This window comes from Nesterenkonia sedimenti, from assembly GCF_012641515.1.
In the GTDB taxonomy this organism is placed as follows: domain Bacteria; phylum Actinomycetota; class Actinomycetes; order Actinomycetales; family Micrococcaceae; genus Nesterenkonia; species Nesterenkonia sedimenti.
Map to the genome: position 1 here is coordinate 1 of NZ_JABAHY010000026.1, position 15,775 is coordinate 15,775.

General features: G+C 58.1%; 13 protein-coding genes and 1 pseudogene. 11 read left to right on the forward strand and 3 right to left on the reverse strand.

Features of this window, described 5'->3' with window-relative positions; genetic code table 11:
• The first annotated feature begins 429 nt into the window (after positions 1-429).
• Entirely contained in the window at positions 430-1,125 is a 696-nt protein-coding gene (locus tag HGQ17_RS15950) for a transposase (protein ID WP_456093933.1), read from the forward strand.
• Positions 1,126-1,160: 35 nt separating this feature from the next.
• On the opposite strand, the pseudogene HGQ17_RS14405 reads toward HGQ17_RS15950, so the two are convergent.
• A pseudogene (locus HGQ17_RS14405) lies at positions 1,161-1,319 on the reverse strand (transposase); the annotation flags it as partial.
• Between HGQ17_RS14405 and HGQ17_RS14410 the strand changes: the two are divergent.
• Genes HGQ17_RS14410 through HGQ17_RS14420 form a run of 3 tightly spaced genes read left to right on the forward strand, consistent with a single transcriptional unit; the run spans position 1,318 to position 4,157 of the window.
• Complete coding sequence (locus HGQ17_RS14410) at positions 1,318-2,214, forward strand: tyrosine-type recombinase/integrase (RefSeq protein ID WP_168888654.1); 897 nt, start codon at positions 1,318-1,320, stop codon at positions 2,212-2,214. The pseudogene HGQ17_RS14405 and the gene HGQ17_RS14410 overlap by 2 nt on opposite strands.
• A complete protein-coding gene (locus HGQ17_RS14415; RefSeq protein WP_168888655.1) occupies positions 2,211-3,161 on the forward strand; it encodes a tyrosine-type recombinase/integrase in 951 nt (316 codons plus the stop codon). The genes HGQ17_RS14410 and HGQ17_RS14415 overlap by 4 nt, the downstream gene beginning before the upstream one ends.
• Before the next feature lie 6 nt (positions 3,162-3,167).
• The gene (locus HGQ17_RS14420) at positions 3,168-4,157 is read left to right on the forward strand and encodes a tyrosine-type recombinase/integrase (RefSeq protein WP_168888656.1); all 990 of its coding nucleotides are present in this window, start codon (positions 3,168-3,170) and stop codon (positions 4,155-4,157) included.
• Positions 4,158-4,408: 251 nt separating this feature from the next.
• On the opposite strand, the gene HGQ17_RS15790 is transcribed toward HGQ17_RS14420, so the two are convergent.
• Positions 4,409-6,214, reverse strand: a complete 1,806-nt coding sequence (locus HGQ17_RS15790) for a sigma-54-dependent Fis family transcriptional regulator (protein ID WP_168888657.1) — start codon at positions 6,212-6,214, stop codon at positions 4,409-4,411.
• A 19-nt stretch (positions 6,215-6,233) separates the two neighbouring features.
• Positions 6,234-7,289: an alcohol dehydrogenase gene (locus tag HGQ17_RS14435; RefSeq protein WP_168888658.1), complete on the reverse strand. Its 1,056-nt coding sequence runs from the start codon at positions 7,287-7,289 to the stop codon at positions 6,234-6,236.
• 267 nt (positions 7,290-7,556) lie between these two features.
• Here HGQ17_RS14435 and HGQ17_RS14440 point away from each other — a divergent pair, with 267 nt between their 5' ends.
• The 7 genes from HGQ17_RS14440 to HGQ17_RS14470 all read left to right on the forward strand — a co-directional run bounded on the left by HGQ17_RS14440 (position 7,557) and on the right by HGQ17_RS14470 (position 15,555).
• The gene (locus tag HGQ17_RS14440; RefSeq protein ID WP_168888659.1) at positions 7,557-8,471 is read left to right on the forward strand and encodes an alpha/beta hydrolase; all 915 of its coding nucleotides are present in this window, start codon (positions 7,557-7,559) and stop codon (positions 8,469-8,471) included.
• A 39-nt stretch (positions 8,472-8,510) separates the two neighbouring features.
• On the forward strand, positions 8,511-10,139 hold the full coding sequence (locus HGQ17_RS14445) for a flavin-containing monooxygenase (protein WP_168888660.1): 1,629 nt from the start codon (positions 8,511-8,513) through the stop codon (positions 10,137-10,139).
• 73 nt (positions 10,140-10,212) lie between these two features.
• Complete coding sequence (locus HGQ17_RS14450; RefSeq protein WP_168888661.1) at positions 10,213-11,589, forward strand: NAD-dependent succinate-semialdehyde dehydrogenase; 1,377 nt, start codon at positions 10,213-10,215, stop codon at positions 11,587-11,589.
• A 29-nt stretch (positions 11,590-11,618) separates the two neighbouring features.
• Complete coding sequence (locus HGQ17_RS14455; protein ID WP_168888662.1) at positions 11,619-12,374, forward strand: SDR family NAD(P)-dependent oxidoreductase; 756 nt, start codon at positions 11,619-11,621, stop codon at positions 12,372-12,374.
• Positions 12,375-13,171: 797 nt separating this feature from the next.
• Positions 13,172-13,762, forward strand: a complete 591-nt coding sequence (locus HGQ17_RS14460; protein WP_168888663.1) for a recombinase family protein — start codon at positions 13,172-13,174, stop codon at positions 13,760-13,762.
• Between the two features lie 285 nt (positions 13,763-14,047).
• Positions 14,048-14,620 carry a phospholipase A2 family protein gene (locus HGQ17_RS14465; RefSeq protein WP_168888664.1) on the forward strand — a complete coding sequence of 191 codons (573 nt, stop codon included), beginning with the start codon at positions 14,048-14,050 and terminating at the stop codon, positions 14,618-14,620.
• A gap of 512 nt (positions 14,621-15,132) precedes the next feature.
• A complete protein-coding gene (locus tag HGQ17_RS14470) occupies positions 15,133-15,555 on the forward strand; it encodes a recombinase family protein (RefSeq protein ID WP_456093932.1) in 423 nt (140 codons plus the stop codon).
• The last annotated feature ends 220 nt before the right edge of the window (positions 15,556-15,775 follow it).

Below are 15,775 nucleotides of genomic sequence, written 5' to 3' on the forward strand. Positions count from 1 at the left end.
CGAGTAGACGCGATCGTCAAGGCTGGGCTGCTGGAACTTATCGACTACGCCGACCGTGAGGGCGACTGGTCTCTGCGTCGGGCCGCGGCGGTGCTGGGTCTAGATCATGTGCGGGTGATCCGCTGGCAGCACCGGGCCCAGGCTGGTCGGCTTGATGATGCCCCGCCCGGGCCGGATGAGGCGGCTCATGCGCTGCTGGCCGCTGAGCGGGAAGCGATCCTGCAGATCGCAGAAGGCTGGGCTGAGGTTGACCGGTCGCATCGGAAGCTGGCCCACCGCGGCTCACGGCTTGAAGCGTTCTACGCCTCGGAGTCCACTGTGCTGCGGGTCCTGCGAGAGGCTGGCCTGCGGCTGCCTGGCCCAGCGGCCCGGGAACCGCTGGAGCCCCGTGCTTGGCCTGAGTGGGCTGAGTTGGTGCCGGGGGTGATCATGATCTATGACTTCACCCATTTCACCCGAGCGCACCGCTGCGTAGTGGCAGTCATTGATGTGATCTCAAAGTATTGGCTAGCGACTGTGGTCTCGGCTGAGGAGTCCTCCACCCAGGTGGAGGTCGCCTTCACCCGGGCACTGGTCGCCGAGGGCAAGGAACACCTGCTCGATGCCGACCTGCTTCAGGAGCTGTCCACCGGGGTGGTGCCGGACAATGATGAGCGGATCCCGGTGCTGCTGGCGATCTCGGATAACGGGCCGCAGATGACTTCGAAGGCCACTGCTTCGTTCATGGCTGGTGCCCGGATCGCTCAGCACTTCGGCAGACCCGGAACCCCGAACGATCAATCCTGGGTCGAGTCCTTCTTCGGACACCTCAAAGCCGAGAACCCGCACCTGGAGAAGATCACCGACCCCGGGATACTTGAGTCCGAGCTGGACCGGCTGCGGGTTCACTACAACGCGGTGAGGTTGCACGAGGGCGTCGGCTACGTCACCCCAGAAGACGAACACTACGGCCGAGGCGAAGCAATCCGCGCCGCCCGCAGGGCCGGCCTGGNCACTACGGCCGAGGCGAAGCAATCCGCGCCGCCCGCAGGGCCGGCCTGGCAAACGCTCGGGCCACTCGAATTGCTACAAGAAGGAAAACCCGGAAAGATCAATCATGAGGCCCACTCGTTGGTTGGGTATTAAACCCGCTCACTGGTGCATTATCTCTGACACACCTCGATCCCTGTCCTGGCGCGGTAAATCATGGCCTCAACGACCCGGCGGTTATCCCGAAACGGGTGACCCTTACGGCCTTCATTGCTGGGCAGCAGCGGCTGGACCCGCTCCCACTGCTCATCAGTCAGAACCTGATACCTGGAGGTGCTGGTAGTGCTCATGGCACCAGCCTGGACCAGAAAACACCCTACATATGGGAGACATGCCCTAGCACAAGAACAGGAACAAGGACCAAGCTGGATCGGGAAGGCCCGTAGTTTCGGGGAAGGCTTTCTGAGGCTGATCGAAGATGAGCAGGGCCAGCTGGCATGGGGCCAGGTTGATGTCGCGATGGCCAACGAGTTCTTGGCCCGTGCCGTGGCCGGCTATTCCTCCTCAACGGCTCAGTCGATGGCCGCGCTGTTGCGTGGACTGCTCACCTGGGCGGCAGCCCAGGGATGGATCAGCGACACTATTGCCAGTGGGGTTCTCTCTGCTCGACGAGTTCGGCCTGATCTGCCGGTGGCGATGAGCGGTGACGAACTCGCCGCACTGAAGCGCGCAGTCGATCTGACCAACCCCACGGGATTACGAGATGCAGCGATCATCGCGATGCTTTCTCGATTAGGGATACGTGCCGGCGAAGTTGCTGACCTGAGTCTTGATGACATCGACTGGAGAAGATCGTCTCTGCAAGTGACCGGCAAGGGCGGTCGAGTGCTGGTGCTTCCGATGCCGGCCGATCTTGGCCAGGTCCTGGTTGATTACTTGCGCGTGCGTCGGGCCGACCCCGGTGAACGCGGTGTCTTTATCCGCTCGATGCCGCCATTGACCGCGTTGAGTCGCACCGGCATCAGCAATGTGGTGACCAAATACGCTCGTCTGGCCGGTCTTGAAGGAGTCTATGCTCACCGGCTTCGGCATACGCTGGCTTCCCAGGTGCTCAGCGCAGGCGGGACCATCAGGCAGGTAAGTGAGCTCCTCGGGCACACAGACCCCGCCTCGGCCATGAGCTACGCGCGAGTGGACATGGCCCCGTTACGCGGAATGGCCCCACCGTGGGGCAGGTTGCCATGAGTGCCGAGCTGGTCAACGTCGAGCTGGTCACCGCACTGGAGGACTATCTGGCCAAACGGCGGGCTCTGGGCTTCAAGCTGCTGATGGAAGAACGCCACATGCGGAATTTCCTTCAATGGCTCTGGGCCAGTGGAAATACTGGTGCCAGCTTCACAGCTGCCCAAGCCGCCGCCTGGGTTCGCGGCGAGGGCGACTTTACCAGCGGCTATCAGCACCAGCGCCTCAGTGCAGTGCGCTGTTTTACCCGCTACTGCCAGACACTGGCAATGGATGTGCAAGTGCCCACCACTAGAGCGTTAAACGCCGGTAGGGACCGGCGCAGGCCTCACATCTACTCCCAAGCCGAAGTCGACGCGCTCATCGGCGCTTGCTACCGGGTTTTCAGCCACCCGTTGGTTCAGACGACGATGGCCCATCTGATTGGTTTGCTGGCGGTGACCGGAATCAGGCCCGGAGAGGCTCTACGCCTACGAGCTGGCGATCTCGATGTCGGTGCCGCAACCATGCTGATCCAGGCGAACAAACACGGTCCCGATCGGGTTATTCCGCTGGGTCCCACCACCATCAATGCCCTGACCAGCTACCAGGCCGATCCCTCCCGGCAGGCGGCCGGTCCTCAGCCTGATGGCCCGATCTTTGTCACGATCACAGGCAGCGCCTATCAGCGACAAAGCGTGGGCGCTCACTTCCAGCGAATCCGTGCCGCGGCTGACTTCACTTGGGAAGGTCCAGCTCCACGTTTATCAGACCTGCGCCACACCTTCGCTACCCGGCAGATGATCCGGGCCTACACCACCGAGGCAGCTGACCCGGCCGCGACGTTGAGTCTGCTGGCCACTTGGCTGGGCCACTCAGATCCCGCCCACACCTACTGGTACATCGAAGCCGTCCCCGAACTGCTGGCCCTGGCCGCAGGCCGGGTCGATGCCATCACCACCACGGAGTGAATCACCATGACCTACCTCACCACAGTGCTACAAGCATTCTTCACCGACTACGTCCATGCCCAGCGCAACCTCTCGGCCAACACGGTCGCCTCTTACCGTGACGCCTGGCGGCTGCTGATCAAGCACATCTGCGCCACGACTGCGACCCCGGCAGATCACATCCGCCTGGAAGATATTGACCGGTCGGTGGTCACCGGCTTTCTGGAGCATCTGGCCACCGAGCGGGAAAACAGCGCCGCGACACGCAATGGGCGGCTTACTGCGATCTGTGCTGTGTTCACACACGCCCTGCCCGATCACCCAGAACACGCTGAGAGTCTCCGCCAGATCCTGGCCATCCCACCAGCGAAAACCTCCAAACCTCAGATCGGCTACCTCAACGAGGCAGAGAGCGCTGCACTGCTGGCAGCACCGAATCTGGGCAGCTGGGTCGGCCGGCGCGACCAGGCGATGCTCGCTCTGGTCATCCACACCGGGTTAAGAGTCAGCGAACTGATCACACTGACCATCCCCAGCATCCACGTCGGCACCAGCCCACATGTCGAATGCGAAGGCAAGGGCCGAAAACACCGGGCCATACCCATCAGCACTCCACTGGCAGAGCAGATGCACCGTTACCTCACAGAACGCGCAAACCGCACAGGAGAGGCCCTATTTCCCGGGCCGCACGGCAGGGCCCTTTCACGCGACGCCATCGAACGCCGCCTCGCCATTCACTTGGGCACTGCCAGCACATCCTGCCCGTCCTTAAGAGGTAAGCACATCACCATGCATTCGCTGCGTCACACTACGGCGATGAATCTGCTTCACGCCGGAGTCGACGTCAGCCTCATCGCCCTATGGCTGGGCCATGAGCAAACCTCAACGACTGACATGTATCTGCAGGCAGACATGGAAACCAAGAAAAACATCCTCGACAAGACCCGCCACCCCGAAATCGAGGCCGGCACCTACACGCCGTCACCCGACGTACTCACCTGGCTGGAGAATCTATGATTATGCCGACAAGAGTCAACGCCCTACGGCCCTCACCAGGGGCAACCCGAAAAGGTCGGCATAATCCAAACATCGGCATAAGCCATTAACGGTCTGATCGAACTCCACCGCCGGGTCGCCCGCGGTTTCCGAAACCCTCGCAATTACCGACTCAGAATGCTGTTGATTGCAGGCGGCCTAGACCACCAACCCCACCCTTAAACCGGATGAGCCACTAATCTTTGATTACCTCGTGCAGTGTCTTGCGACGGCTATGCTTCGTCAGTGATTTTGAGGCTGCGCATCTTCCGATAGAGGGTGGTTCTTCCGATGCCAGAGATCTCTGCGGCGCGGGATTTATTCCATTCGGCGTCCCGGAGGGCGGCAATGATGGTTTCGCGCTCGAATTGTTCGTACCGGTTTAATCGTGGTCCGGCTAGGCGCATCTCTGCCGGCAGATGGTGGAGCTGAATCAGACCTGCGCGAGCCGCCGGCGGGATGCTGTTGAGCACTTCGACGAGTTCGGTGATATTGCCAGGCCAAGGCCACGTTAACAGGGACTGGAGGGCTGCTGGGGCAAAGCGAAGCGGCGATTCAGCGGGGAACAGTTTGGTCGACACTTGGCGGATGATCACCGGGAGCGAGCCTGGTAGCTCCGCCAGTGACGGGACCGTGACCACAGTGGGATTTTGTTCCGCATCTGGAGGGTCATGTTCTAACTGCTCGATGAACACGATCCGGGCGGGGTTATCCAGCCTCAGGGTTGCTGTGGCCAGCTGTTCAAGTTTTCTTCGGGTAGTTACTTCGAGTTTGGCAGCGTTGGTGACGATGATGCCACGCCGTGAGTTCAGTGCATGCTTTGCTGCAGCCCACACCTCGCGGGTCTCAGGCTTAGCGTGGGGTGCCAGCCGGCCAGCGTGGATGACCAGCGGCTGGTGTGTGGTGCGTTGCGTGAGCCACGCGGTTGCTTGGTGACGTTTTCCCACGCCAGGACCCCCGATCAGACCTACGGTCAAAGAGTTTTCGGCAGCGCTGTCGAGGTCGCGGAGTACCCGTTCATAAGGGTCTGGGTCGCTCTGGGAAACCGCGGGTGCAGATTCGGTCCCGCTCGATGGTTTCCTAGCATCACTAGGTTCGTTGCCCGAGTTTGAGAGTGTATCGCCCGGCACGATGAGTGGTTCGGTGAATTCCAGCACGAAGACAGGTTCTTGGGGCGATGTTCCGAGGCGTCGAGCGGTGACTACGGTGCCGAGGATCGGCAATTCAAGGTGGAAGGACTCTTGTTGCCAACCGTGCCGCATCAGTTGGTGCCACAACACGGCGTGTGACTCCGTATCGAGGTGGGACAGAGTGGGCAGATCCGTCATCACGGTTTGATCATTCATCACGAGCACGGGGTTCTTCGCGGACCGGTACATCCGATAGATGCGGGCCAATTCCATGTCCCGGGAGTCTGCTTGAGAAGCGAGTTCCTGGGCAATTTGGTTGCCCACCTGGCGCACCATGGCCGTCATCAGATCGTGCGCGTAGCTCACCGGGGAGGCCAGTGCAATGGAGCCGACAATACGCCCAGTGATGGGGTGGCGCACTGGTGCCCCGGCGCACGCGAGTTGATCCAGCGCCTCGTTGAAGTGTTCGGATCCGCGAACAAAGACCACGTCGCGGGCTTCGATCGGGGTGCCGAGCCCGTTGGTGCCCAGACTGCCTTCTGAGTAATCGAATCCTTCAACGGCGTTGACCCGGTCGAGGTGGCGTTCTACCTGATGGGTGTCGACCCGACGGGAGACGATCCGGCCGTCTTGGTCGGACAGTAGCAGTGCGAGCCGGGAGTCGGACAGGCTATCTTTCCATTGGTCCAAGACTCGGCTTGCAGCGCGTAATACGGTGCTATCCGGGTCGATTTCCCCGCCGAGCATGCGTGGTTCGGCCGTCGGATCCACACATACCGAAGCGGAGCGGCGCCAGCTTTGTTCGATCTCTTCCGGAATGAGGGAGGGGGGCACAGAAAAGCGTTGCAGTCCCTGGGACAGTAGCTGATCCCGGGCCCGTCGAATGTCGTCTTCACTGCGTGGCGTCACTATCGCTCCCTTCATGGAGTCATGCGGTTAATACGATTCGACCGCTCACGTTTCCTGCGGTGAGGTCGTCAAGCGCCTTGGCGACGGCGTCGGCTGAGAGGGGTCGTTCTTCGATTGGGATGGAGGGCAGATCCCCACGTTTGGCGATCTCGACGAGTTCTTTCATTTGGTCCACGGTGCCCACGAAGCTGCCTTCGATATGGATCATCCGCAGGGCCACCGGTGCCGTGGGTAGCGTGACCTCGCCGCCGAACAGCCCGACTTGGACCATACGTCCGGCTTTGGTGAGTATTTTGAAGCCAAGCGTTGCGGTTGCACCGTTGTTGACGAAGTCAATCACGGCGCTGGTCGGTCCGCCGACAGTCTCTGCGATCTGTGTTGCGGCCTGCTCATCTGAAACTACGGTGTGGGTTGCCCCGAGTTCCCGGGCGAGTGCAAGGTTGGCTTCCGACACGTCGACCACACAAATATTTTCGTGACCGCGGTAGCGAAGCACCGCAATGGCAGCCAGGCCTAACCCACCGGCGCCAATAATGACCACGGGCTCGTCCGGGTCCAGCGGCATGATGCGATCTACGGCGCTGTAGGCGGTCAGACCAGAACAGGCCAGGGTCGCCGCCCAGCTAGGTTCAAGCCCTTCAATATCGGCGAGGTATTTTTCATCAGGCACCAGGATGTATTCGGCGTAGCCTCCCTGGCGGGCAACCCCGAGGTTGCGCCCGGTGGCGCACTGATTGTCTCGTCCGGCACGGCATTCGCGGCATTCCCCACAACCAACCCACGGGTAGATCAGCCGCTGGTCGCCTGGTTTTACGGTCTCGACTTGGTCGCCCACCTGTTCGACGACCCCAACGACTTCGTGCCCCATGACCATGGGGTATTCAATGCCCCGGTCTTTGAGGCTCATCACGCCGGCACTGCCCAGATCGTACCCGCCTTCACGCAGGTGAGTGTCGGTGTGGCAGACCCCGGCACGCTCCACGCGCAGCAGCACTTCTTGGCCCGTCGGGGTTGGGGCGGGAACTTCCAAGTTGTGAATGGTGGGGTCATCGGGTTGGACAGCATAAATGTGCATATAGAAATCCTCGATTCGTCGTTCTTCACGGCGCGGAGACGCTGTGCGCCGTGTCACGTTGCAAGGAGTATAACACCACTGTGATGGCCTCGGATCGGCCCGGTCAATGAAAATTCGGATTGTGATCTGAACTGTTTCATATTGGAACACCTGTGGTCTCAGTCACGCTCATAGGGTGGTTGCATAGCTTGAAGTTGCCCCACGTGGCAGACCCAAAACCAGGGGCGCAGTCGCAGAACTGGCCCGCTAGAACGTAAGGATATCGCCATGACATCGCAGACCATCTCCACGAAAACTGACGCCCTCTACGACCTGTATGCCGAATGGTCGGAACTGATGGCCGAGAACCCTGAAATGTCCCTTCGCACGCTGCGGGCCTTGTTCGACGAATGGCATCAGCCCACCGTTGAACCGGAAGGCGTCACCTACCGCGAAGACACAGTCGGTGGTGTGCCGGGGATCTGGTGCTTGCCTCATGGTGCCGATGAATCTCAGGTCATGATGTTCACTCACGGTGGTGGGTTTGCTGTGGGGTCGGCATCGAGTCACCGTAAGCTCGCCGGTCACGTCGCCAAGACCCTAGGTGTCGTCAGCTTCGTACTGGACTACCGTCGCGCCCCAGAACACCCACACCCAGCACAGGTCGAAGATGGCGTCGCCGTGTTTGATGCGCTGGTGGCAGCGGGTACCGAACCCGAGAATATCACCACGATTGGTGACTCGGCCGGTGGCAACCTGGCTATCGCTATTCCACTGGCACTCAAAGAACAAGGCAAAGCACTGCCGGGTCAGGTCATTGCCTTCTCGCCATGGCTCGACATGGAAAACAAGGGCAAAACCCTAGAGACCAATAACGACACCGACGCACTGATCACCCCCGCACTGCTCGAGGGCATGATTGCCGGAGTCCTGGGTGAAGACATTGATCCAAAGACTCCGCTGGCTAACCCGCTGTATGCGGACTTCACCGATTACCCACGCCTGTACATGAATGCCGGCAGCGTCGAATCGCTCGTGGATAACGCCCAGCGCCTCGAAGACATCGCACAATCCGCCGGCGTTGATGTGACCCTGAATGTGGCCGAAGGCCAGCAGCACGTCTTCCCGTTCTTGGCCGGCCGCTCCGAGGTCGTCGATCAAGAGCTGAATCGTATCAAGAACTGGTACACCAGCGGTCGATAACCGCCTACCCGAAGCGATGTTGTCAGGAAAGGATTCGTTATGACTACCCAACAGACTGCAGCACAAACCGTAGACGCCATTGTCATTGGCGCCGGATACGGCGGCATTTACGCCGTTCACAAGATGGCCAATGAACTCAACCTATCGGTTATTGGGTTCGACAAGGCAGAGGGCCCCGGTGGTACCTGGTACTGGAACCGTTACCCGGGCGCGCTATCGGATACCGAGAGCCACCTGTACCGGTACTCGTTTGACCGGGACATGCTTAAGGAGGACCACTGGGATCACACGTACCTGACCCAGCCGGAGATCCTGGACTACCTCGAGGGTGTCGTGGACCGTTTCGATCTACGCAAACACTTCCGGTTCGGTACGGAAGTCACCTCTGCGGTGTACCTGGAAGACGAACAGCTGTGGGAGATCACGGCAGGGGGAGACCTCTATCGCGCCCGCTACGTTATTAATGGCGTTGGGCTGCTTTCAGCAGTCAACCTGCCCAAGATCCCGGGAATGGAAAAATTCCAGGGCGACATCTTGCATACCGGTGCGTGGCCCGAAGAGGCAGACATGACCGGTAAGCGCGTGGGAGTGGTCGGTTCCGGCTCGACCGGCACCCAAGTCGTGACTGCCCTAGGTCCAAAGGCTCAGCACCTGACGCACTTCATTCGCACACCGCAGTACTCGGTGCCGGTTGGCAAACGCCCCGTGAGCGAACAAGAACGCGCTGAAGTGAAGCAAAACTTCGACGCGATCTGGGATCAGGCCAAGAACTCGTCTGTGGCGTTCGGTTTCGAAGAATCAACAGTTCCTGCTCTGTCGGTTTCTGAAGAAGAACGCAACCGTGTCTACGAAGAAGCCTGGCAGCGCGGCGGGGGATTCCGTTTTATGTTCGGTACCTTCGGCGATATTGCCACGGATGAGGACGCCAACGAAACTGCCGCAGCATTCATCCGGGGTAAGATCCACGAGATTGTTAAAGATCCGGAAAAAGCACGGAAACTGACCCCGCACGATCTCTACGCGCGCCGCCCACTGTGCGATGACGGTTTCTTTGAAACCTTCAACCGCGACAATGTCGACGTCGTGGCCCTGAAAGAAACACCGTTCCGTGAGATCACCGAAGACGGTGTGATCACTGAAGATGGCACACTGCATGAGTTGGATGTGCTGATTTTTGCGACCGGCTTCGACGCCGTCGATGGCAACTACCGTCGCATGGAGATTCGCGGCCGCAACGGCATCGAGATTAATGACCACTGGGAAGGCCAGCCCAGCAGCTACCTAGGGTTGTCGACCTCCAACTTCCCGAACTGGTTCATGATCCTTGGACCCAACGGACCGTTCACCAACCTGCCACCCAGCATTGAAACTCAGGTCGAGTGGATCAGTGACCTCGTCGGATACGCCGAGGAACATGGCATTGCCGCCGTCGAACCAACCGCCGAGGCGGTATCCGACTGGACCGATACCTGTACCGAGATCGCGAACATGACCGTGTTTACCAAGGTCGATTCATGGATCTTTGGGGCCAATGTTCCAGGAAAGAAACCCTCGGTGTTGTTTTATCTGGGCGGATTAGGTAACTATCGGGCCCTGCTCAACGAGATAGCCGACGAAGGTTACCGTGGCTTCCAGCTGACCGGCGATCTACTCAAGGCCTCGGCCTAACCTATTGCAGAATCACTGATCAGGGCGCCATCCGCAGGGGTGGCGCCCCTGGCACGTAAGGAAGGACTCCACTATGGGTGTCTACACCACTATCAATCCGGCAACCGGGCAGACCGTTGCAACATTTGAGGAGATCTCCGATGCCGAACTGCAGGAGGTCCTGGCTCAAAGTGCTGCAGCCTACCGCTCGTGGCGCAATACTTCGAAGGCCGAGCGGCGTGAAATTTTGACCCGTGTCGCGCAGCATCACCGCGATAATGCCGAAGAACTGGCCGGACTGCTGACCCTTGAGATGGGCAAACCGATCGCCCAAGCTCGAGGCGAGGTGGAACTGTCCGCTCAGATTTATCAGTACTACGCGGACAACCTCGAAAAATTCACGGCAGACGAACCGCTGGACATTTCCGGCCCGGGCACTGCAGTGGTGCGCACCGAGCCGATTGGCCCGCTGATCGGGGTCATGCCATGGAACTTCCCGTACTATCAGGTCGCCCGGTTTGCTGCCCCCAACATCGCGTTGGGCAACACCGTGGTCATCAAGCACGCCCGGAACTGCCCGCAGTCAGCCCTGGCTATTGAGAAGACCTTGACCGATGCCGGTCTGCCCGATGGCGTGTACCAGAACGCATTCATTTCTTCGAAGCAAGTCGCCGATGCGATCGCCGACCGTCGGATTCAGGGCGTCTCGCTGACCGGCTCCGAGCGCGCCGGAGCGGCCGTGGCCGAAGTGGCCGGTCGCAACCTGAAGAAATGCGTGCTCGAACTTGGTGGCTCCGACCCGCTGATCGTGTTGGAAGATGCTGATTTGGATGCCGCTGCCAAAGCTGCCGCCGCGAATCGTCTCTTCAATGCCGGTCAAGCCTGCACGGCCACCAAACGGTTCTTGGCGCACACCAGCATCTACGATGCGTTTGTGGAGAAACTCGTTGAGCACTTGTCCGCTTTCGAACCGTCTGACCCCACGAATCCAGATACGAAGATGGGTCCGCTGTCTTCCACGAGTGCTGCAGAAGAAATTGATGAACTGGTGGGCACTGCGGTGTCCGCTGGCGCACGAGTATTGCTGGAAGGTGGCGCTGTTGAAGGCGACGGTGTGTTCTATCGTCCAACCCTGCTCACCGACGTTGGCCCGGAAATGGATGTTTACCGTGAGGAGATCTTTGGCCCAGCCGGGGTCGTCCACCGTTTCGAGACAGTCGATGAGGCCATCGAGGTAGCGAACGATTCACCATACGGTCTGGCAGCCAGCGTGTTTACCGAAGACATGGACCAGGCACAATACGTGGCGGAATCCTTGGAAACCGGCATGGTGTGGATTAACGGGACTTCCAAGAGCGCTCCCGATCTGCCTTTCGGCGGGGTCAAGCGCTCCGGTTTTGGTCGGGAACTGGCACACTTCGGGTTCAACGAATTCGCAAATAAGAAACTCGTCCGCAATCCACGAGGCTAATTGAACGCATCTTTGAAAGGAATTAGACAATGAGCAAACGAGTTGAAGGAAAAGTCGCGATCGTAACCGGCGGGGCCCAGGGAATGGGGCGCACTCACTCCCAGCTTCTGGCCGAAGAAGGTGCTTCAGTCATCGTCACTGACGTTGATAGTGTGGCTGGCCAAGAAACCGTCCGACTTATTGAGGATGCTGGCGGCAGTGCAGCATTCATTCAACACGATGTGGCCAGCGCATCTGATTGGGACACAGTAGTTAAACATGCCATGGATTCCCATGGGCGCATCGATGTCTTAGTCAATAACGCCGGCATACTCGTTTTTAAATCCCTACAGGACACCGAGGAAGAAGAATGGGATCGTATTGTTGAGGTCAATGCGAAAGGTACTTTCCTCGGATGTAAAGCCGTCCTGCCAGCGATGCGGCACTCTGCGGCACCGTCGATCATCAATATTTCGTCAATGTATGGCATTATCGGAGCACCAAACGCAGCGGCCTATGAGGCGTCTAAAGGGGCCGTACGGACTTTGACCAAAGCTGCCGCTGTGGATTTGGGACCCTTTGGTATTCGAGTGAACTCGGTACATCCTGGCGTCATCGACACTGCTATGACGAGAGACATCTTGGCTGATCCTGAAGGCGCCAAGGCGCTATTAGGTACAACGATTCTGGGTCGCGCTGCGCAGCCGCAAGAAGTCTCGAATTGCGTTGTCTTTCTCGCCTCGGATGAAGCATCTTTCATCACGGGAGCTGAGCTGGTCGTGGATGGCGGATACATCGCCCAATAGCGCCCATTTAAAACAGGCGGTTGCAACGCTTCCAGCTTGTGACTGTTAACTTCGTTTGGCGGTTTTTCGCAGTTTCGGCTGGCGGTATTGCTGATTTGTCAGATAGAAAGTACTCACCAGTCAGACAGTCTAAATGCCGCTAATTAAGATCGGTTGAAGACTTGTTAATGTGCGACAACACCGTGCCCCGTATATCCTCCAGTAGCTCGTCGTGAGTAAGTTCTGGGGTAGGTGGAGTCCAGGCAATGGTGTATCCCCCTGGGAACCCAGGGGGATCATCAATGAATTCAATATCCACTACGCCCAGAGTTCCTCGAGTGACTCGAACCCGAATACCTTCCACGTAGAAAGTTTCTGCTTTTTCGAACATGTCACTGCCACCTAGTTGCATTCACAAGACACAATTGTTTCTCTTGGGAATATTTGCATTTCTCACAGAAAGCCTGCACTGAGTAAACCAGACGTCCCCAGATATTTCTACACCCAAAGCCGCCAAGTGACAACCAATAAATGCCAAACCAAGCTAACAGTCACAATGTCGATCATGGAGCAATGAATCTCACGCTTCACGATCGTGGGCTGTGTCACCACAGTCAGCCCAGAATGTTGAAGATGCGACTCGGAGAGCAGCCTTGGTAGCAGGTGTAGCGTCTTGCAACGGATGGCTTGCAAGACGTCTCACCCAAACTTTATCGACTCACACGGACTCAAGCATTGGGGTGTCTTGCAGCTCTGTCTTGCAACGAAAGTCTAGAGTGGTGTCAACAACGTGGGTTGTAAGACAGTGTGAGGTGGGCATGAAGAAACTTATTGGGTATGCGCGAGTGTCAACGCGCAGCCAGCAGGCCGATCGGCAAATCGAGGACTTAGTGACCGCTGGTGTTCGGCGCGATGATCTCTACGTCGACCATGGCGTCTCTGGGGCTCGAACCTCCCGGCCGGGATTCGATGAAGCTCTCGCAGCACTACAGTCCGGTGACACGTTGGTGATTGCCACCTTGGACCGGTTGGGTCGGTCCACCCAGAGCATGCTGACTTTCGCCCAGCAGCTGCGGGAGAAGGGCGCGGGATTGCGGGTGCTCAACCTAGGCGGCGGCGACGTGGACACCTCCACACCAATGGGGTCGATGATGTTCACGGTGATGGCCGCATTAGCCCAGATGGAATTGGACATCAAGCGTGAACGGATCACCGATTCGGTGGCCAAGCGTCGAGCCGCTGGCAAAGATCTCGGCGGCCGACGTCGAGCCTTTACCGACAGTCAGATCCGGAGTGCGATGAAACTCATCGACGCCGGAGAGCCAGCCACCCAGGTGGCCCGCGATTTTGGCATGTCCCGAGCTACCTTGTACAGGCGCATCCAACAGCTGCCCGCCGACGGCAGCTGAGCACTATCACCGACGAAGTGGTCGAAGCCGCCCGAATAGCCCTAATGGTGGGCTGACCTGAAGCCGCCAAACCAAGCTGCAAAAAGCCGCCAAACGAAGTTAACAGTCACACACGCGCTGGCTGTCAATTTCAGAAAGCGACTGCACTTCGGTGTCAGTGGTGGCGCGAGTTGTGCAGCCAGCTTTTGTAATTGACAGTTCATGCGTTGCATTCCGATTAAAGAGGTGCCACGGTAGATATAGAGTCGGCTCTCACATTCACATCACGTCGGAAGTAGTTACGGCATGAAACAAATATTCAAATCGTCACTTACCGGATTCTTAGGATCTCTTTTCCTTTTGACTGCTTCGACATTAGGGGCAAGTGGCGCATCGGCTGAAGAATATAATGCAGATGTCGGGCAAGAGACTGTCGCGCAACACAAGGACAGCGGGGTCCCAGAAAACCATGCGGTTGATGAAGTGTTGAATTTCGTCGAGGGCGCTGGAACAGAAAACCCGTATTTCAACACCAAAGCAGCGCAATCAGCCGGAGCAAGCTCTGAAACACTAGAAGCAGGAGCTATTTTCAATGAAATGGCCGCCAGTCCATCAGGAGTCAGTCCTCAAAATGGCATCCCCGTATGGGGAAATTATTGCGGACCGTTCCATGGTGGCAGCGGCCTTCCCATCGACGTTCTCGATAGCTATTGCCAAATGCACGATCGATGCTACGCCGAACTTGGCTATTTGAATTGCGTTTGTGACGCTACACTTGTCGCACTCATCAATAACAATCTCGACAAGATGAGCAGTAATGCACGGCCAGTAGCAATCGCGATCAGCGCCTACTTCACCGTCTCACCTTGCGTGAACTAGTCGCATATGCAGCGTCACACGCCTCCACAAGGGTGGCCCCCACTCGAAAACAAGCGATGGGCCCAAATCGGTGCAAGTATATGCTTCGTGATCGGCGCGCTATGCATCCTTGTGTATTTCATAACATCACCTACTCAAGGATGGGGGCCCTCCATTTTCTTGATCTATGGACCGTTACTACTCGGCGTCACGGGCATCATCTTCGGGATCATCGCGCAACGCTGGTATCTCATTGTGCTCAATGCTCTCCCGCCGTTGGTATTTCCGGCAATCATGTTCTTCGGAACACTCATACTTGGTCCATAAAATTTACTGCAGGTTTCCAATCACAACTTTGGTTAGAAACCTGATACCCAACTGGCTAGCGATCATACCCGCTTTTACAACTCTCCTTGCAATTCCAAGCGGTGCATTTGGGTATCAACACAAGAAGTAGTTGGGCGCGCAATTTCTATACGTGCGCAGCACCTACGGCTTGCAGACCGCCATATGAAGCTGCAAAAACCCGCCAAATGAAGTTAACAGTCACACGGGATCTGCGTCATCTGGTCAACGTCGTCCATGATCTGACTGAGCGTGGCGTTGGGTTGAAGGTGCTTACCGGCCAAGGGACAGCCATCGATACCACGACCGCTTCTGGAAAACTGGTTTTCGGGATCTTCGCCGCCCTAGCCGAGTTCGAACGCGAACTCATCTCTGAACGCACCAAAGCTGGACTCGCGTCAGCCAGATCACGCGGACGCAAAGGCGGCGGTCCTTATAAAATGACCCCCGCCAAAGTCCGGCTCGCAATAGCCTCCATGGGCCAACCCGGTACAAAGGTCGGGGAGCTGTGCAAAGAACTCGGCATCACGCGCCAAACTCTGTACCGACACGTCTCACCTACAGGGGAGCTGCGTCCTGCCTGGAAAAAGGTTCTTGGCGTCGGTCTGTGAAGCCGCCTTCTGAAATCCGTGCAGTCAACTTCTGAAAATGACACAGGTTGTAGGATACGTCCGAGTGAGTGCCGCAGATCAAAACCCGCAGCGCCAAATCGAAGTGCTTGATGCTCCTATTGTGTGTCAAGCAGCAATTAGCCAGTGGTGGTAACGGGGCTATTCACCGTTGAGCGTGGAGCCCTTGTTGGTGGGGGATCCTGCGGCGTCGGCGTGTCTG